Here is a 16,658-nt window from a genome sequence, read left to right as displayed (position 1 = left end):
TTTTTCTTATGCAGACTCGCAATGGTTTTTCCCTGTTAGAAATGTTGATTTGTGTGTCCCTTATCCTGATTTTCGCCTCCTTTGCCGTACCCCGTTTCTCATCGGCCACCAAGACGGCGCAAGAAGCCAAAGTACAGGCCGATATCCGGACCATCAGCAATGCTGCGGCCCTCTATGAAATCGACCACGGCGTCTTTCCGGCCAGTGTCGATGATTTGGTGACTAAAGACAGTGACGGCAAACAGTACCTGCAGTTCAAGCCGCTCACGCCGGACAAAGGGGAATATCAGATCGCCGATGGTGTCGTTTCGGCCGACTACAACAACAAGCACTTCTCGTCCGACGCGGCATCGCCCCAGGATGGGGAGGCCTGATGGGATGGTCTGCTCGGCTGTATCTCTCTGGTACGGTGCGGCAGCGGGCTGTACAGCCTGGATCTGCTACACCGATATCCGGCGCTGCTGGATTGCGGACGCGCCCGTCCTGGCCCTGGCTGTGGGCAACGGCGCTGCCAGTTATGCCGGCCTGGTCCGGCCTTTTTGGCCGGTCTCCCTGGGCGTCGCCGCTCTGTTCCTGTTCCTCTATGTCCTCTGGCCCGGTTCCATCGGCAGCGGCGACATCAAGCTGGCCCTGGCTTTGGCTCCGGGCTGTCCGGACTGGGGGGCCTGGACCATGGTGGTCACTTCCTTTAGCCTGGCGGCCCTGGTGGCTTTACTCTACCGCTTGGGGACCGGCAAGACGATCATTCCCTTCGGCCCGTTCCTCCTGGCCGGCTGGTGGCTGGCCCAAGAGCCGTTCCAGCGTGCCTGGCCGGGAGGCTGGCTATGGTGAGGCGGAACGGATTCATCAGCCTGACCGGCTTAGTGCTGGCCCTGAGCCTGCTGCTCTTATATCTGGGCCTCTGCCTGGCTTCTGGCCAGCGCAGCCGCAGCTATCAGGCCGTCGATGGCCTGGCGCGGGAAATGGCCCTGGATATGCAGCAGGTCCGCCAGCGCTGTGTCGGCAACAACCAAAGCCAGGGGCGATGGAAACTGGTCCTGGAAGAAGAACGCTATGTCCTCCAGGAGGGCTACCTCCGGGTCAAAGAACGGCCCTATCCGCCAGGCCTGCGCGTAACGAAAGGAGATGTCTGCTTTGCTGTCGATGGCCGTCCGCAGCATACGATGGCTGTGGTCATTACTTCGCCTGACGGGGCCTATACGCGTTCTATCGTCGTGGCGGCCCAGACAGGGCGCATCCGCATCGAATAAGGCCAATGGCTTCTTTTTCCTGGCCGATGGCCTGGCGGCCCTGGTCGTGGGATCCTGTCTGTTCACGGCGGCCCTGGGCCTTTCCCTCCAGGCCGTCAGGCTGCATCATCAGGCCAGGCAGCGGCAGCTGGCAGCCATGTTCTGCCGGCAGGTCATGGAAAGCTGGAAAGGCGGCTGTCCGCCATCGGGGCGCATCGTCGTCCAAGGGCGGACCTATGACGTGGCCTGTGAGCAGACCGCTCTCGATAAAGACTATGTCTTTTGGCAGGCAGAGGCAGGTGATGACCATGGCCCCCGTGTTTCCTGCCGGCTCCTGGTGCCGGCAGGGCCGGAAGAAGAACGGCTGGATCCTTCTGGACGTACTCCTGGCCCTGAGCCTGTCGGCACTGACCCTGACAGCCCTGCTGCCCCTGGCCGGGCAGACAGCCCGCCTGGACCGGCGCTGTCAGATTGAAGAAGGCCTGCTGCGGCAGCACGTCAGTGTCGAAGAGACGCTGTTCCAATCGCTGCGCTATGGCCGGAATATCGAAGTCCGGCCCGATGAAGTCCGCTTCCGCACGGCCAAAGGGGCGGTGAAGGGCTTTGCCGTCCGCCATCAAGGCCTGTATGTCCGCCTCAGCGATGGCAACTATCAGCCCCTGACTGGCGGCGGCAGTACCGTCCAGGGCCGGCCCCTGGTCATCCAGCCCCTGGACGAGCGGCCCTTTTTCTCCCGGACCGGCCAGGCCATACAGGTCGCCTTTCTCCTGACAGAACGGCGGAGCGGTCTGGCCCGGCCCGTACAATTTGCCGTATGGCCCTTGAACGAAGGTGAATCATGAAACGACGCAATGGCTTTTTTTCTTTTTCTATTATGACCGTCGCCGTGCTGACTCTGAGCCTGGCCCTGACGGCGGCATCCCTGGCGTGGCAGCATTTCCAGATGGCCCGGACCTATGAAGAGACGGTGCGGCTGACGTATTTGGCAGAGAGTGCGCTCTGTGAGGGCTGGAACCAGCTCCGGCAGCATCCGGACACTTTCCTCGCCGGCCAGGCCATGGCCGTGCCCCAGGCGGAAAGGCTGGCAGACCACGGGGAAATCCTGTCCGTCCGCTGTCATTACCAGCCGGCGGATCCGTTGCCTGGCGGCTACTTGCAGGCCCGGGCTGCCTCGGCGGAAATGGGGGTCCAGCAGACGTGCGGCCTGCACTTTGACGTGACGACGGATGAACAGGGCCGGACCGTGCTGAACGGAGTGCAGTATGTCAATTAGTAGAGAGGTGAGCTTATGTGGTGGCAACAAAATGCCTGTTTATGGCTGAATGGACAGTCTGTCCATCTTTTGAAGACGAAACGGACCTGGTATGGGCGCGTGGCTTTCCGCCAGGGCCATCGGGACTATGAAGCCCGGCGGGACCCGGACTGGATGGGCCAGGAAGAGTTGGTGCGATCCTGCCTGCCGGATCTTTTGCAGCGCTATGGCCTGGCTGGCTGGCGCCTGCGCATCCTCGTCGGCGGTCCCAGCGTCCTTTGGAAACGGCTGGCCCTGGGGACGACAGACCGGCAGGAAGCGGATGCCCTCATTGCCGGAGCCGGCCTGGTCAGTGAAGAAGGGCGGCCTTATGATTTCGAAGCGGCCTGTCCGCCACCAGGCGATGACGGAGACTGCGATTGGACGGTCGGTGCCTATCCGGCGGAATGTGTCGCTGCCATCTGCCGGGCTGCCAGTGCTGCCGGAGCCGTCGTCCAGTCCATCGACTTGCTGCCCGCTTTTTTGGGCCGCCTTTGGCCATCCGGTACAGGGACCCTGGTCTTTCAGGAGAGCCGTGATGACCGGCAGCACCGGGTCCGCCTGCGTGACGGCCTGCCCCTGGCTTATGACGTACAGCCTGCTGTACCGCCTGCGGATGGCCCGTCTTTCCGCTGGCTCCCGGACGGGACGGACGAGGCAGACTGGCAGCCTGCCGGGCCGAGCGAAGCCGTGCGCCGTCTGATGGATGCCTACCAGTTGTCCCAGGCCACGGCCGTGCTGGCTTTTTTGTGAGGAGGGAATATCATGAAATGCAACCTCGTACCCGCCAGTTACCGCCAGCATCATCGCCGCTGGCAGCGGCCGGCCTGTCTGGCCCTGCTGCTGATAATGACGGCCTGTGCCGGGGCCGGTCTCTTTTTTCAGTATCAGATCCAAGGGGAAAAAGCCTATTATACAGATTGTCTCTATCCCGTGCAGCAGCAGATACAGCAGCGCAATGATAGCCTCCGGCACGGCCAGGCCCTGGTCGACCGCGCTGGGAAAGGGCAGCATGATCGGCCTTTGCTGACGCCTTCCCTGATGGTGGCTCTGGCAGCGTCCAAGCCGGACGGGCTCGTCGTCGAAACCGTGAGCAGCCGGGCCGGCCGGGTCGTCGTCCAAGGCAGGGCGGCCTCACCGGACACGCCGCAGCAGTGGCAGCGGACTTTGCAGCAGCAAGGGCTGGGCCAGGCCGCCGTAGCCAAGATGCAGCCGGACCGGGGAGAGGGGATCCCTTTTTCCCTGGAGGTGAGCCGTCATGAAGGGGTGGCGAAACAAGATTGACTGGCAGCGGGCCTTTCCCGTCCTGGCCGTGCTGACTGCCATCGCCATCTGCTTTGCCATTTCATCGTATCGCACCTGGCAGGGCTGGCAGTGCGTCCACAGCCAGTTAGCCCCTTATGTCCACATCGTCCAGCCTCGGAAGCAGCGGGAAACGGTTAGGCCTGAGGTTATGCCCGATGTCACGGCCTCGCTGGCAACCCGCGGCCTCCAGCTCTTGTCGTGGCAGCAGTCAGGCCGCGAAGCCGGCAGGCAGACGCTGGTCCTGTCCGGGACCTTTGAGGACCTTTTGGCCTGGATCAATGACTGGCCCGCCTCCTGTCCCCAAGGGACCTGCCAGATCCTTCAGTGGGAGCAGGGCGAAGGGGGATGCGTCGTGACCGTCGAGCTCTCGATGGACGGAAAAGCCGGGCCGGCCCTTCATTGACAGTCTGACGCTGGACATGATATAGTTATAAAGGTGCCAGCCTGTGGGCTGCCATCGAAATGAATAGGTCAGGTGTCACAGACTCAATAGAGAAGCCGGTCCAATGCCGGCGCGGTCCCGCCGCTGTAGGGTGGAGCCAGGCTGCAATGATGTCACTGTACGAACGTATGGGAAGGCGCAGCTATGGCCATGAAGCCAAGCCAGAAGAACTGCCTGACGGATAATCACCGATAGACCTGCGAGCGATGGGAAGGAGATTGTAAAAAAGATACGTAAGGGAGCTGTCGCTATGAGACGGCTCCTTTTTGTTCATACCTTCATTCGACACGTCAGCAGGCCGGACAGGAGGGTATTTTGGAAGCGATTGTACAAGGTTTTCAGTTATTTCAGGCAGGCGGGCCGGTCATGTACCTGCTCTTGGCCTGCTCTCTCTTTGTCGGCTATATTGGCATCGAACGGGCGATTTTCTATGGGGACATGGACGCTGGGAAAGCCTTTGCCGAACAATTTTATACGCAGATGAAACTGCGCCGCTATGACCAGGCGCGGACGCTGGCCGCAGACAGCCACGGCGGGCTGCCGCTCATCTTGCAGGATGTCTTTCAGGATCAGGCCGGGCCGGATGTCAAGGCCTTCGTGGAAATGCAATCGGGCATTTTCGTAGCGAAACTGCGCCGCCGCCTCTATTATTTGAGCGTCATTGTCACCATGGCCCCGCTCTTGGGGCTGTTGGGGACCATCAGCGGTATGATCCGTTCGTTCAGTATCCTCAATATCCAGTCCGGTCAGGCAGCTGCCATTACGGGCGGCGTCGGCGAAGCGCTCATTGCCACGGCTTTCGGCTTGTGCGTCGCCATCCTGGCCCTGGCGGTCCATTCTTATTTCACCCAGCGCCTGGACCGCATCATTACGGATATGGAAATGTGTTTTTCGGCTCTGGAAACGATGCCGGCGAAAGCGGGGCAGTGACCATGCGCCTCCGCAATCTTCGCGATTTTGAACGGCCGTCGATTATGATCATCCCCATGATTGACATCATGTTTTTCCTGCTGGTCTTTTTTATGATGACGTCTTTGTCCATGGTCGACCTGCACAGCCTGGGCGTTCAGCTGCCCAAGGCTTCGGCCGCTCAGGCCCAGCCGTCGGCCCAGTATGTCGTGACCTTGAAGCAGGATGGCTCCCTGTGGCTCAATGGCCAGCTGATACAGGCCGATGAACTGCTGGCTTCGGCCCGGGCTCAGCAGGCCCAGAACAGTGCCTTCAGCGTCGTCCTCTGTGCCGACCGGGGCATTGACTACGGTCAGGTGGCCGACGTCCTCAATGCCTTGAAACAGGCTGGTATCGCCCATATCGGGCTGGCCGCCGACAAGGGGGGACTGCCGTGAAGAAAAAATGGGAAAAACGGCGGGGCCGCGTTGCTGCCGGTGTTTCCGTCTCGCTCCATGCCGCCGTGTATCTGGCTTTGGCCGCTGGCGGTTTTTTTACACTGATCCACCAGTATACGCGGCAGGATGGCGTCACAGATGTCATGGTCTATGATGCCGACGACTTGGCCGGCGCCGGCGGCCGTGATGCTGCGGGTACCGATGCAGACCAGGGCGGTGCTGCGGATAGGGATGCCGGGGAAGGGCTGCCGGAAGACTTGGCGCCAGACACCAGCCCGATGGCAGCGGGGGATGATTCATCGCCCAGCCCGTCCGATACGGAGGCAGCTGCCGACGGGATGACCTATGCGTCCAAGACGGAAGGCGGCGAAAGGGAGTCTACAGCCAAGGGCACGGCAACTGGTTCACTGCCGTCTGTTCAGGCTGGGACAGGCCGCCCCAGTGGCCATGCGGGTCCGGATGCAGGCGGCAGCGGCCGGGCAGCCGGGCCGGGAACGGATGAAGCATCAGCCCCTTCCGGGAACCTGAAGGTACCCGATGCAATCGCCGATGTCCTCGATGCGATCCGGGAAAAACTGCCTGATAAGTTATCGGAAGCAAGTACTCCTCCCATCACCCCGCGCCAATCCAACACGACCATCATCACTGCCCAGGAAATAGAAAGCCATCATGATACGACGGTCCAACAGGCCTTACAGCGCGTCACCGGCGTGACGGTCAACGAAATGGTGCCCGGTATCTCCTCTTATGTCAAACTCAATGGCGACGACCGGGTCCTGATTCTCGTCGATGGCCAGAGCCTGGCTAATGCACAGGGGTCCGGCTATGGCCGGGGCAGCGTCGATTTGACCAGCCTGCCCGGCGTCGGGGCCATCGACCATATTGAAGTCACCAAGGGCAGCGGCTCTGTCCGCTATGGCAGCGGGGCCGTCGGCGGGGTCATCAATATCGTCACCAAGAAAGGGGACCATAACGGGGCGTCTCTCGATGCGTATACGGGTTCCTGGGGGATGCACGGCTATACCCTGACAGACAGCGGCCGGGCCGGTGTGACGAGCTGGCTCCTCAGCGGTGATTGGGAACAGCGCCGCTATTATGCGTTTCCGCAGGGAGCCAATACGGACCATTCCCGCGGAGATATCGCCAAGAAAACATTGTCCCTGCGGCTGAATCAGGATTTGACGGACCATACGTCGCTGACGGTCAAAGCCTATCACCAGGATTATCACGGACACGGTTCGACGTATAAGGCGGATCCGGCCGGCTGGTATTTGACGGCGAATAAGCCCATCGACAGGCTGGTCAACGACTACAGTTTGACGTATAATTTTAAGAAACAGACCGCCCAGCCCGGATTCTTGCGATACTTCAATGATTACCAGCGGACGTATTGGTCCAATCATTATTTCACCCGTACCCAGGGCCTGGAATGGCAGGATAACTGGCGGCTTGGCCCGCACCAGCACCTGACGGCCGGTGCCGAATGGACAGAAGATATGGGGACCAACTATGAAGCCCATTATATCGACAAGAAACGGCACAACCAGGCTTTCTATGCAGAAGATGCCCTGACGTTCGGCAAGTTCACGGTGACGCCGGGCCTGCGCTGGGACCGTAACAGCACGTTCGGGACGCATCAGACGCCGCGCCTGGCCATGAACTACCAGGCCAATAAAGCCTTCAATGTCTATGCCTCGTGGGGCCGCGTCTTTTCACCGCCCCGCCTGAATGACCAGTTCTATGTGACGACATCCCATGGTAAAGTCACGTCACAGGGCAATGAAAATCTCCAGCCTGAAGAAGGGTACACCCAGACCTTAGGATTCCAGTATCAGATAGGCCCCAAGAGCCAGCTGGAAGGCAGTATCTTCCACAGCGATTTGCAGCACGTTATCCGCTGGAACCGCGCGGTCACACCGCATGAAGCGGAAAACCTCGATGAAGAAGATAAGCGTGGCTTCGAGCTGACGTGGAAACAGAAAATCAACGATACCTGGGACTATGAAGCGGGCTATTCCCACATCCGCACGAAAGTGGATCAGGGGGAAGGCCTGGCTTTCGATACGACCTATAACCAGCCGAACGGTTATCATGCCGGCCTCCATTACCACAGCGGCAAATGGCAGGCCGGAGCCGATATGACGGCTGGGACCGGGCGAAACGATACGTATTACCGCACTCGTTCCTATGTCGTCTGGAATGTCAACGCATCTTATTCTCCCGATGCGACGACGACGATTTATGCCAAAGTCAATAACCTCAACGACGAGGCCTATGATTTGTACCATAATTATCCGGCTGCCGGACGTAACTGGCAGGTCGGCGTGAAGAAAAAGTTTTAGGAGGTCCTCTAAGTGAAAAAAATTTGTCTGCTTATCCTCGCACTTTGTATGCTCGCCGTTACCGGCTGTGCGCCACAGAACGACGCTACCCAGGGCAGTCGTTCGTCCGGAAACTATGCCGTCCTGACCGATGACCGGGGGACGGTCGTCACGCTGGCCCAGAAGCCGCAGCGCGTCGTCGTCTTATCGACGTCGCTCCTCAACTTTGCCGCCGCTGTCGACGGTGACCTGGTCGGCCGGGCGACGGTCAAGTCGGAAGATGCGGCGCTGCCGGAAAAATATCAGGCTGTGCCCGATGTCGGTCCGGTTTATAATGTCAGCCTGGAAAAAGTCCTGGCCTGCCAGCCGGATCTGGTCATTGCCAGTGCCGACCATCATGAAAAATTAGCGGCCCAGCTGGAAGAAAGCCATATCCCGGTCCTGGTCCTCAAGACCAAGACCTATGATGATGTCAAGCGCAACCTCGATATCATCGGTAAGGTCTACGGCAAAGAAGACGCAGCGAAAGCGAAAGAAGCCGAATTGGATCAGGCCATCCACGCTGTCACCGATGCCGTACCGGCTCAGGGGAAGCGGGTCGCCATTATCCACGCAACGCCCAGCTCGGTCAGTGTCGAACTGCCGTCGAGCATTGCCGGCGATATGGCCCAGCTCCTGCATTTACAGAATATCGCCGCCGGGGCAGCTTCCGATGACCAGACAACGCGGATCCCGTACAGTATGGAAAGTCTGGTCCAGGCCGACCCGGATGTCATTTTCCTGACGTCCATGGGTTCGTCCGATAAGATTGAAAAACGCATCCACGAAGATATCGAAGGCAATCCGGCCTGGGCATCCCTGACGGCCGTCAAGGCGGGTCGGGTCTATGTCCTGCCGGAAAAATACTTCCTCCTCAATCCGGGACTGGACTATCCGAAAGCCGTGGCTTACATGGCCAATCTGGTCTATCCGGGAGCCGCTCATGAATAGGGAGGGGAGCTACCGGACCCGCTGGCGCTGGTTCATGCTGCTTCTCTTTGTCATGCTGGCCCTGGGCGGCTGCCTGCTGTCTATCATGCAGGGCGTGGCCGCTATGACGCCGGCCGACGTCCTGCATATCCTCTGGCAGCCGTCGGCCCGGACGGCGGACCAGATTATCTGGAATATCCGCCTGCCCCGGACGCTGACCGGCGCCCTGGTCGGGGCCAATTTGGCCTTATCCGGTGCCATTCTCCAGGCCGTCATGCGCAATCCCCTGGCCGACCCGCATATCATCGGCATTTCTGCCGGTGCCGGCCTGGCCGGCATCGTCGTCCTCATCGTCTGGCCATCCTATCTCTTGTGGATGACGCCAGTGGCCTTCCTCGGCGCCATGGCAGCAGCCATCGTCATTTATCTCCTGGCCTGGAAGGACGGCATCGTGCCGGTTCGCATCATCCTGGCCGGCGTCGCCGTATCGGCCTTCCTGGGAGCTATCATTTCGGGTATCCTCATTTTTTACAGCGACCGCGTCCACGGGGCCCTGCTGTGGATGGTCGGCGGTCTGGCTGCCAGCAGCTGGAAAGACGTGACGGCCATCGCGCCTTATACGGTCATCGGACTAGTCCTGTCTGCCATCGGGGCGTATTACCTCAACCTGCTCCAGCTCGGCGATGATATGGCCCGCAGCCTGGGCCTTTCCGTAGAAGGGGCCCGGCTGGGCCTGACAGCCGTCGCGGCCCTGCTGGCAGCCAGTGCCGTCAGTGTCGCCGGCCTTTTGGGCTTCGTCGGCCTCATCGTACCGCATATCGTGCGCCTTTTGGTTGGTTCGGATTATCGCTATATCATTCCCGGTTCGGCCATCCTGGGCATGGCGACGGTCACCCTGAGTGATACGGCGGCCCGGCTGATTTTGGCGCCGGCAGAATTGCCCGTAGGCATCATCATGGCCTTTATCGGGGCGCCCTTTTTCTTATTTCTCCTGCGGAAGGAAGTGTAAGCCATGGCCGATGCCATTACCGTCCGCAACCTCGTCGTCCGGCGGGGCCAGCGGACGATTCTCCACGATTTCAGCGTAGCCCTGCCTCAGGGAAAGGTGACGGCCATCATCGGTCCCAACGGCTGTGGCAAGAGTACCTTCCTCAAGGCCGTAAACTGTATGATTCCTTTGGCCGGCGGCTCCATCTGCCTGGGCCATCGCGATGTCCATACGTTTTCCCGCAAAGCCTTGTCGCGGGAAATGGCCTTCCTGACCCAGACCCATGATGTGCCGCCTGATGTGACCGTTTGGGATCTGGTTGCCATGGGGCGTTTTCCCTACCGCCGCCTTTGGAGCGGCCAGAATCGGGCAGACCGGGATGCCATCGCACAGGCTATCCAGGCCGTCGGGCTGGAAGCCTATGCAGGGGACGCCATGCAGCACCTCTCTGGCGGCGAACAGCAGCGGGCCTGGCTTGCCGTCCTCCTGGCACAGGATGCGCCGATCCTCTTGCTGGATGAACCGACGACGTATCTTGATATACACCATCAGCTGCGCATCCTCAATCTCCTGCGCCGCATCAATGAACGCTGGCAGAAGACCATCGTCGTCGTCCTCCATGACATGAACCAGGCTTGGCAGTATGCCGACGAAGTCGTCATCATGAAAGACGGGGGACTCGTCTGCACCGGTCCGCCCCAGGCTGTCCTCACGCCGGAACGGCTTTGGGATGTCTTCTCCGTTCACGTCGATATCGTCACTACGAGCGACGGCCGCTCGGCCATCGTCGTATTGCAATGACACGTCAGATGATACGCTATATTATCAGTGAATTTTCATTAAATACGTTCGTAGGCCGTTCATCGTTTGTTGTAAGGCTTAGAACGAAAAACGATAAGAGGAGCCATATATTATGTCACTATTTACGGTCAAAGAGGGCAAGAAAATGCGCTGCGGTTACACGACGGGAACCTGTGCGGCCGCTGCGGCCAAAGCGGCTGCCGTCATGGTCCTGACCGGCCGCCGTGTCGATGCTGTGTCCTTGCAGACGCCGCAGGGGACGATTCTCCGGCTCATCCCGGAGGATGTTTCCTTTGGGCCTCAGTTGGCGACCTGTGCTATCCGTAAGGACAGCGGCGATGACCCGGATATCACCGACGGCATGCTCGTCTACGGGACCGTCGAAAAGACGCCTTCCGGCCTTTCCATTGCCGGCGGCACTGGCATCGGCAGGGTGACAAAGCCCGGCCTGGCCTGCGCCGTCGGCGATTGGGCCATCAATCCCGTGCCGCGCCGCATGATTACTGAAGCCCTGCAGGCGGTTTGCCGTCAGTTCGGCTACACGGGAGGACTGCGCCTGACCCTGTCCATCCCCGATGGCCAGCGCCTGGCTCAGAAGACCTTCAACCCGCGCCTGGGCATCGTTGGCGGGCTATCCATCCTGGGAACGTCGGGCATCGTCGACCCCATGAGTGAACAGGCCCTGGTTGATACGATTCACACGGAAATGGATTCCCGCCGCGCTGCCGGTCAGACGCATCTATTGGCTTTTTTTGGCAATTACGGAGTCGATTTCAGCCGTGACCACCTGGGCATCGACGTCAGTCAGCGCGTGACCATCAGCAACTACGTCGGCGAGACCCTCGATTATGCAGCTTATAAAGGCTTTTCCGACGTGCTGCTCATCGGCCACATCGGCAAGCTGGTCAAAGTCGCCCAAGGTATCATGAATACCCATTCGCGCTATGCCGACGGCCGCACGACCCTCTTGGCCCTGGAAGCGTCTTTAGCCGGCGCCTCCCGGCAGCTGGCCCGTCAGATTTACGAGAGCCTGACGACGGATGAAGCCGTCCGCCTGCTGACAGAACATCAGCTGCTGGAACCGGTCATGGCTGCTGTCTGTGATAAAATAGAAAGCTATATGGACCAGCGGACGCATGGCGAAGTCCCGACGGCTGCTGTCGTCTTTTCCAATGCCTATGGCGTCCTGGGCCAGACGTCGCGGGCTAAAGCATTTCTTGCATTACACCCAAAGGGGGAACTACGATGATACATTTTGTCGGCGCCGGTCCCGGTGCTGTCGACCTCATTACCGTCCGCGGTCAGAAATTACTGGAAAGAGCGGACCAGATTATTTACGCCGGCTCGCTGGTCAATCCGCAGCTGCTGGCCTGTGCGAAACCGGATTGCCGCATCCTCGACAGCGCCGGCATGACGTTGGAAGCGGTCATCGCGGCCATGGAAGAGGGGGAACGCCTGGGCTGGACGACGGTCCGCCTGCATACGGGCGACCCGTCGGTTTACGGTGCCATCCGAGAACAGATGGATATTCTCAGTCAGAAGGGCATCGCGTACGACGTTGTTCCCGGTGTCAGTTCCTTCTGTGCCGCCGCAGCGGCCCTCCAGGCGGAATATACCCTGCCGGGCGTCAGCCAGTCCGTCATCATTACCCGCATGGAAGGGCGGACGCCCGTGCCGGATAAGCAGAAAATCGCCGATTACGCCGCCCATCAGGCGACGATGGTCATTTTCCTCAGCGCATCCCTCTTAGACGGCCTCCAGGCCGAGCTCCTGCGCGGCGGCTATCCGGCCGATACGCCGGCGGCTATCGTCTATAAGGCATCGTGGCCGGAAGAACGGACTTATACCTGCACGGTCGGCACGCTGGCCGAAACGGCACGGCGCCATGCCATTTCCAAGACGGCCCTCATTGTCGTCGGCCGCGTATTGGGCGATGCCTATGACCGCAGCCTCCTGTATCATCCGGCCTTTACCCACGGCTGCCGCCAGGCCGCGCCTGAAGACCAGCAGTACGGCGACCACATCGGCAAGGAGCCGGAACCATGAAAGCCGTCGTCTTGTCTTTCACTCAGGCCGGGACGGCGTTAGGCTGCCGCGTCGCAGCTCATCTGCGGGAAGCCGGCTGGGCCGTCCGTCAGGCTTCGCTGAAGAAATTCGCCGTCGTCCAGGAAGGCGTCCTGCCGTTTACGCCGAACCTCCACGATGAAGCAGCACGGGCTTTTGAAGCGGCACGGCTCGTCGTCTTCATCGGCGCAGCCGGCATTGCCGTCCGGACCATTGCGCCCTTTATCCGCCATAAAGACCTGGACCCGGCCGTCCTGGTCATCGATGAGAAGGGCCAGTTCGTCATTCCCATCCTGTCCGGTCATATCGGCGGTGCCAATGCCATCGCCCGCAGGCTGGCTGAAGCACTAGGGGGCCAGGCCGTCGTGACCACGGCGACCGATGTCAACGCCTTGTTTGCTGTCGATGAATGGGCTGCCCGTCAGGGCCTGCGCCTGTCGTCCCTAAGCGATGCCAAGGCTTTTGCGGCGGCCATGCTGGAAAAGGGAGCCGCCGGGGTGTACAGTGATTTTCCCTTGCAGGGACCCTTGCCGCCAGGACTGGTCTATGCCTTTCATGGCGATGCCGGTCTGGTGATTACGACCAAAGCCCACGTACCCGTATTCCGTACGACTGTCGTCGCCCGACCCGTCATCGTCCACATCGGCATCGGCTGCCGCAAGGGGACACCGGCCAAGGACATCGCCTATTGGGTCAACGCCGTCCTGCAGCGGGCCAATCTGTCGCCCGACGCTATCGCCGACATCAGCTCCATCGACGTCAAGCAGGATGAAGCCGGCCTCCGGGCCTTTGCCCAAGCCCAGCATTGGCCGCTGCACTTCTTTACGGCTGACGAGCTCAATGCCGTGCCAGGCGACTTTACGGCATCGGATTTCGTCAAACAGACCGTTGGTACGGACAACGTCTGCGAACGGGCCGCCGTCCTGGCCAGCCATCAGGGCACCCTTATCGTCACCAAACAGAGCCGCCACGGCATCACCGTGGCCGTCGCCTGTGAACGCTACCAGGTCCGGTTTGAATGTTAAAAGGAGAAATGTTATGAAACATCGTATTTATGTCGTCGGCATCGGGCCGGGATCCCTGCAGGGCATGACATTGCAGGCACGGGAAATCCTCGATGGCTGCGACTGCATCGTCGGTTACGACACATACATTGACTTAATACGCCATTATTTCCCAGGCAAAGAATTCGTTACGACAGGCATGACCAAGGAAGTCGAACGCTGCCGGATGGTCCGGGACCGGGCCCTGAAAGGGCAGACCGTGGCCATTGTGTCCAGCGGCGACGCCGGGATTTATGGCATGGCCGGTATCATGCACGAAGTGGCTGCCGATGACGACGTCGACATCGTCGTCATTCCCGGCGTGACCGCTGCCAGCGCCGGTGCGGCCCTGCTCGGTGCGCCGCTGGTCGCCGATACGTGCCTCATTTCTCTCAGCGATTTGCTGACGCCGTGGGAAAAAATCGCCAACCGCCTCGACTGCGCCGCTGCCGGCGACTTCGTCATCTGCCTGTACAATCCGGCCAGCCGCAAACGGGCGGACTATCTGGAAAAAGCCTGTGATATCATTTTGCGCCATCAGCCGGCCGATACGCCGGCCGGCATCGTCCGCAACATCGGCCGCGAAGGACAGGAAGTGACGGTCCTGACCCTGGGCGAATTGCGCAAGATGCGCCTGGACATGTTCTGTACCGTCTTCATCGGCAACAGCCAGACGAAGAACATCCATGGCAAGCTGGTCACACCGCGGGGATACCATTTATGAGAAGCCCTGTCTGGATCGCCGGCGGCACGACGGAAGGGCGGAAACTGGCCCATTATGCCGCCTGCTGTCATATCCGGGCTTACGTGTCCGTCGCCACCGATTATGGCGCTTCGCTGGTACCGGACAGCCCTTTCGTGACTGTCGTGACAGGCCGCATGGAGGAAGGGGAGATGGAAGCCTTCCTCCAGGAACAGGCCATTGCCCAGGTCATCGACGCGACCCATCCCTATGCGACGGCTGTGACGGCCAATATCCGTCGGGCCTGCGCTGCCGTCGGCGTCCCGTACCGCCGCATCCAGCGCCGGCGCGGCCGCTATGAGGGCCAGGCCGGCTGCATCGCCGTCCATTCCGTCGGCGAAGCTGTCGAAGTCCTGAGCCACACGACGGGAGCTGTTTTCCTGACGACAGGCAGTAAAGACTTAGATTCCTTTGCCCAGATTCCCGATTACACCCAGCGCCTTTACGCCCGCATCCTGCCCGTCCGGGCTTCTTTGGACCGGGCCCTGACCCTGGGCTATCTGCCGGCGCATCTCATCTGTATGCAAGGGCCGTTTACGACGGAACTCAATGCCGCCATGTTCCGCCAGACCGGCGCCCGCTACGTCGTCACCAAAAACTCCGGCCGCACCGGCGGTTTTCAGGAAAAATTAGAAGCTGCCAGACAAACAGGCGCCAAGGTCATCGTCATTGAACGGAGTTGAGAGGCGCAGGTCGCAGTTCGCGAAAAACAGCCCCATTTGGGGGATTTTTACGAGCGAGGGTTACTCGAAGTGATGTTGTCCGTTTTGGCCTGCGTGCGCCCAACGAGGGCGCCCTCTACAACCCATGAAAGGAGACATAGCATGCACGTATACATTATCGGTACGGGTCCCGGCCATCCGTCTTTGTTGACAGAACAGGCGAAAGCGGCCATCGCAGCCTCGCCGGTCCTTGTCGGCGACAAGCGGATGCTGGCACCTTTTGCCTCATCCGGAAAGCGTCTGGTCGCGACGTACCGGCGCGACGATATTTGCCGTCTTGCCGCTTCTTTGTCCGATGAGGAAGGGCCCATGGCCGTCCTCGTATCCGGCGACGTCGGCTTTTTCAGCCTGGCCGCCCTGCTCAAAGACATACCCGGCTGTACGGTGACCCGCATCGCCGGTATCAGCAGCTTCGTCTATTTTGCCGCTGCCTTGCAGACGACGTGGAACGACGCCTTCATCGTCAGCCGCCACGGCCGCCGGGAATCCCTGGTCGCCGCCGTCCACCAGCACCCGAAAGTCTTCGTCCTGACCGGCGGGGCTGACTCGCCGGCAGCCCTCTGCCGGGAACTCTGCCAGGCTGGGCTGGACCGCGTGTCCGTCGCCATCGGCTGTGATTTGTCTTATGATACGGAAACCATCCTCCGCGGGACGGCGGCCGATTTCACCGACCGTCCGAACGATGCCCTGGCCGTCATGATGATTGAAAATGCGGACGCTCGCCCGTGGATGCGGCCTGTCCACGGCTTGCCGGACGAAGCCTTCCTGCGCGGCAGGGCTCCCATGACCAAGCAGGAAGTCCGCAGCGTTGCTTTGTCCAAACTGGCTCCCAAGGCGGACGCCGTCCTCTGTGACATCGGTGCCGGCACGGGATCGTGCACCGTCGAACTGGCTTTACAGGCGCCTTTTGGCCATGTCTACGCCTTTGAAATCGATGACCAGGCCCTGGACGTATTGCAGCAGAATATCCGCCATTTCAATTTGCCCAATGTCACGGTCGTCGCCGGCGATGCCAGCCAGACTTTGAAGCGCCTGGACATCGTACCGGACTATGCCTTCATCGGTGGGACCAAAGGCAATCTGGCAGCTATTCTGGACGACCTTTATCATAAAAATAAGGACTGTCGTATCGTCATCACGGCCATTACCCTGGAAACCCTGGCCGCCGTCACGGCCTATTATGCGGCTCATGGCGAATACCGGCTGGACATCACCCAGGTCAGCACGGCCCGCAGTAAGCAAGCCGGTCAGCATCACCTCATGATAGCCCAGAACCCAGTGTATATCCTGACAGCCGTCCGTCAGGATGCAGCGGAGGCTTAGCCCCCGATAAGGGTTTACGTAGGGGCCGACCTAAAGCCTTTTGGGCCCGTCAGGTGCTGACCAACGGTAGGT

Annotated in this window: 21 protein-coding genes and 1 riboswitch; of the genes, 20 read left to right on the top strand and 1 reads right to left on the bottom strand. The window is 60.4% G+C overall.

All coding sequences use genetic code 11. The features are described from left to right. Positions 1–8: 8 nt before the first annotated feature. The 3 genes from ACE418_RS03555 to ACE418_RS03545 are packed head-to-tail and all read left to right on the top strand — an operon-like array spanning position 9 to position 1,250. Positions 9–374 (top strand): competence type IV pilus major pilin ComGC, encoded by a 366-nt coding sequence (locus tag ACE418_RS03555; protein WP_416449353.1) that lies wholly within the window; start codon positions 9–11, stop codon positions 372–374. A 4-nt stretch (positions 375–378) separates the two neighbouring features. After that, positions 379–831 carry a prepilin peptidase gene (locus tag ACE418_RS03550; protein ID WP_416449352.1) on the top strand — a complete coding sequence of 151 codons (453 nt, stop codon included), beginning with the start codon at positions 379–381 and terminating at the stop codon, positions 829–831. Further along, positions 825–1,250 (top strand): hypothetical protein, encoded by a 426-nt coding sequence (locus ACE418_RS03545; protein ID WP_416449351.1) that lies wholly within the window; start codon positions 825–827, stop codon positions 1,248–1,250. Before ACE418_RS03550 ends, ACE418_RS03545 begins: the two co-directional genes overlap by 7 nt. Here the strand turns inward: ACE418_RS03545 and ACE418_RS03540 are convergent. Next, positions 1,207–1,539 (bottom strand): hypothetical protein, encoded by a 333-nt coding sequence (locus ACE418_RS03540; protein ID WP_416449350.1) that lies wholly within the window; start codon positions 1,537–1,539, stop codon positions 1,207–1,209. The genes ACE418_RS03545 and ACE418_RS03540 overlap by 44 nt on opposite strands. On the opposite strand from ACE418_RS03540, the gene ACE418_RS03535 reads away from it, so the two are divergent. The 17 genes from ACE418_RS03535 (at position 1,538) to cbiE (ending at position 16,586) form a co-directional block, all read left to right on the top strand. Continuing rightward, the gene (locus tag ACE418_RS03535) at positions 1,538–2,071 is read left to right on the top strand and encodes a hypothetical protein (protein ID WP_416449349.1); all 534 of its coding nucleotides are present in this window, start codon (positions 1,538–1,540) and stop codon (positions 2,069–2,071) included. The genes ACE418_RS03540 and ACE418_RS03535 overlap by 2 nt on opposite strands. Continuing rightward, positions 2,068–2,502: a hypothetical protein gene (locus ACE418_RS03530; RefSeq protein WP_416449348.1), complete on the top strand. Its 435-nt coding sequence runs from the start codon at positions 2,068–2,070 to the stop codon at positions 2,500–2,502. The genes ACE418_RS03535 and ACE418_RS03530 overlap by 4 nt, the downstream gene beginning before the upstream one ends. Before the next feature lie 15 nt (positions 2,503–2,517). Next, positions 2,518–3,273, top strand: a complete 756-nt coding sequence (locus tag ACE418_RS03525) for a hypothetical protein (protein WP_416449347.1) — start codon at positions 2,518–2,520, stop codon at positions 3,271–3,273. Between the two features lie 12 nt (positions 3,274–3,285). Continuing rightward, positions 3,286–3,804 carry a hypothetical protein gene (locus ACE418_RS03520; protein ID WP_416449346.1) on the top strand — a complete coding sequence of 173 codons (519 nt, stop codon included), beginning with the start codon at positions 3,286–3,288 and terminating at the stop codon, positions 3,802–3,804. Further along, entirely contained in the window at positions 3,779–4,228 is a 450-nt protein-coding gene (locus ACE418_RS03515) for a hypothetical protein (RefSeq protein WP_416449345.1), read from the top strand. Before ACE418_RS03520 ends, ACE418_RS03515 begins: the two co-directional genes overlap by 26 nt. 53 nt (positions 4,229–4,281) lie before the next feature. Further along, positions 4,282–4,459: riboswitch (cobalamin riboswitch) on the top strand. Positions 4,460–4,582: 123 nt separating this feature from the next. Beyond that, a complete protein-coding gene (locus ACE418_RS03510) occupies positions 4,583–5,197 on the top strand; it encodes a MotA/TolQ/ExbB proton channel family protein (RefSeq protein ID WP_416449344.1) in 615 nt (204 codons plus the stop codon). A gap of 2 nt (positions 5,198–5,199) precedes the next feature. After that, complete coding sequence (locus tag ACE418_RS03505) at positions 5,200–5,613, top strand: ExbD/TolR family protein (RefSeq protein ID WP_416449343.1); 414 nt, start codon at positions 5,200–5,202, stop codon at positions 5,611–5,613. Next, the gene (locus ACE418_RS03500) at positions 5,610–7,955 is read left to right on the top strand and encodes a TonB-dependent receptor domain-containing protein (protein WP_416449342.1); all 2,346 of its coding nucleotides are present in this window, start codon (positions 5,610–5,612) and stop codon (positions 7,953–7,955) included. Before ACE418_RS03505 ends, ACE418_RS03500 begins: the two co-directional genes overlap by 4 nt. A gap of 12 nt (positions 7,956–7,967) precedes the next feature. Then, positions 7,968–8,924, top strand: a complete 957-nt coding sequence (locus tag ACE418_RS03495) for an ABC transporter substrate-binding protein (RefSeq protein WP_416449341.1) — start codon at positions 7,968–7,970, stop codon at positions 8,922–8,924. Then, the gene (locus tag ACE418_RS03490; RefSeq protein ID WP_416449340.1) at positions 8,917–9,912 is read left to right on the top strand and encodes a FecCD family ABC transporter permease; all 996 of its coding nucleotides are present in this window, start codon (positions 8,917–8,919) and stop codon (positions 9,910–9,912) included. Before ACE418_RS03495 ends, ACE418_RS03490 begins: the two co-directional genes overlap by 8 nt. 3 nt (positions 9,913–9,915) lie before the next feature. Beyond that, on the top strand, positions 9,916–10,692 hold the full coding sequence (locus ACE418_RS03485; RefSeq protein WP_416449339.1) for an ABC transporter ATP-binding protein: 777 nt from the start codon (positions 9,916–9,918) through the stop codon (positions 10,690–10,692). Between the two features lie 112 nt (positions 10,693–10,804). After that, positions 10,805–11,941: a cobalt-precorrin-5B (C(1))-methyltransferase CbiD gene (gene cbiD / locus ACE418_RS03480; RefSeq protein WP_416449338.1), complete on the top strand. Its 1,137-nt coding sequence runs from the start codon at positions 10,805–10,807 to the stop codon at positions 11,939–11,941. Beyond that, positions 11,938–12,738, top strand: a complete 801-nt coding sequence (gene cobM / locus ACE418_RS03475; RefSeq protein WP_416449337.1) for a precorrin-4 C(11)-methyltransferase — start codon at positions 11,938–11,940, stop codon at positions 12,736–12,738. Before cbiD ends, cobM begins: the two co-directional genes overlap by 4 nt. Then, positions 12,735–13,781, top strand: a complete 1,047-nt coding sequence (locus ACE418_RS03470; RefSeq protein WP_416449336.1) for a cobalt-precorrin 5A hydrolase — start codon at positions 12,735–12,737, stop codon at positions 13,779–13,781. The genes cobM and ACE418_RS03470 overlap by 4 nt, the downstream gene beginning before the upstream one ends. Before the next feature lie 13 nt (positions 13,782–13,794). Then, the gene (cobJ, locus tag ACE418_RS03465; RefSeq protein ID WP_416449335.1) at positions 13,795–14,523 is read left to right on the top strand and encodes a precorrin-3B C(17)-methyltransferase; all 729 of its coding nucleotides are present in this window, start codon (positions 13,795–13,797) and stop codon (positions 14,521–14,523) included. Then, positions 14,520–15,224 (top strand): precorrin-6A reductase, encoded by a 705-nt coding sequence (gene cobK / locus ACE418_RS03460; RefSeq protein ID WP_416449334.1) that lies wholly within the window; start codon positions 14,520–14,522, stop codon positions 15,222–15,224. Before cobJ ends, cobK begins: the two co-directional genes overlap by 4 nt. A gap of 141 nt (positions 15,225–15,365) precedes the next feature. After that, positions 15,366–16,586 carry a precorrin-6y C5,15-methyltransferase (decarboxylating) subunit CbiE gene (gene cbiE / locus ACE418_RS03455; protein WP_416449333.1) on the top strand — a complete coding sequence of 407 codons (1,221 nt, stop codon included), beginning with the start codon at positions 15,366–15,368 and terminating at the stop codon, positions 16,584–16,586. The last annotated feature ends 72 nt before the right edge of the window (positions 16,587–16,658 follow it).

The organism is Megasphaera jansseni (assembly GCF_047974155.1).
GTDB lineage: Bacteria > Bacillota > Negativicutes > Veillonellales > Megasphaeraceae > Megasphaera.
The sequence above is the reverse complement of the archived record's forward strand: the minus strand, read 5'-3'. Positions and strand labels throughout refer to the sequence as shown.

Excerpts from the sequence above, each read along its gene's own strand:
- cbiE (WP_416449333.1), top strand. The coding sequence starts at position 15,366 with ATGCACGTATACATTATCGGTACGGGTCCCGGCCATCCGTCTTTGTTG.
- ACE418_RS03470 (WP_416449336.1), top strand. The coding sequence starts at position 12,735 with ATGAAAGCCGTCGTCTTGTCTTTCACTCAGGCCGGGACGGCGTTAGGC.
- ACE418_RS03490 (WP_416449340.1), top strand. The coding sequence starts at position 8,917 with ATGAATAGGGAGGGGAGCTACCGGACCCGCTGGCGCTGGTTCATGCTG.
- ACE418_RS03525 (WP_416449347.1), top strand. The coding sequence starts at position 2,518 with ATGTGGTGGCAACAAAATGCCTGTTTATGGCTGAATGGACAGTCTGTC.
- ACE418_RS03540 (WP_416449350.1), bottom strand. The coding sequence starts at position 1,539 with ATGGTCATCACCTGCCTCTGCCTGCCAAAAGACATAGTCTTTATCGAG.
- ACE418_RS03485 (WP_416449339.1), top strand. The coding sequence starts at position 9,916 with ATGGCCGATGCCATTACCGTCCGCAACCTCGTCGTCCGGCGGGGCCAG.
- ACE418_RS03530 (WP_416449348.1), top strand. The coding sequence starts at position 2,068 with ATGAAACGACGCAATGGCTTTTTTTCTTTTTCTATTATGACCGTCGCC.
- ACE418_RS03555 (WP_416449353.1), top strand. The coding sequence starts at position 9 with ATGCAGACTCGCAATGGTTTTTCCCTGTTAGAAATGTTGATTTGTGTG.
- ACE418_RS03505 (WP_416449343.1), top strand. The coding sequence starts at position 5,200 with ATGCGCCTCCGCAATCTTCGCGATTTTGAACGGCCGTCGATTATGATC.
- ACE418_RS03515 (WP_416449345.1), top strand. The coding sequence starts at position 3,779 with ATGAAGGGGTGGCGAAACAAGATTGACTGGCAGCGGGCCTTTCCCGTC.
- ACE418_RS03545 (WP_416449351.1), top strand. The coding sequence starts at position 825 with ATGGTGAGGCGGAACGGATTCATCAGCCTGACCGGCTTAGTGCTGGCC.
- ACE418_RS03520 (WP_416449346.1), top strand. The coding sequence starts at position 3,286 with ATGAAATGCAACCTCGTACCCGCCAGTTACCGCCAGCATCATCGCCGC.
- cobJ (WP_416449335.1), top strand. The coding sequence starts at position 13,795 with ATGAAACATCGTATTTATGTCGTCGGCATCGGGCCGGGATCCCTGCAG.
- ACE418_RS03535 (WP_416449349.1), top strand. The coding sequence starts at position 1,538 with ATGGCCCCCGTGTTTCCTGCCGGCTCCTGGTGCCGGCAGGGCCGGAAG.
- ACE418_RS03550 (WP_416449352.1), top strand. The coding sequence starts at position 379 with ATGGTCTGCTCGGCTGTATCTCTCTGGTACGGTGCGGCAGCGGGCTGT.
- cobK (WP_416449334.1), top strand. The coding sequence starts at position 14,520 with ATGAGAAGCCCTGTCTGGATCGCCGGCGGCACGACGGAAGGGCGGAAA.
- cobM (WP_416449337.1), top strand. The coding sequence starts at position 11,938 with ATGATACATTTTGTCGGCGCCGGTCCCGGTGCTGTCGACCTCATTACC.
- cbiD (WP_416449338.1), top strand. The coding sequence starts at position 10,805 with ATGTCACTATTTACGGTCAAAGAGGGCAAGAAAATGCGCTGCGGTTAC.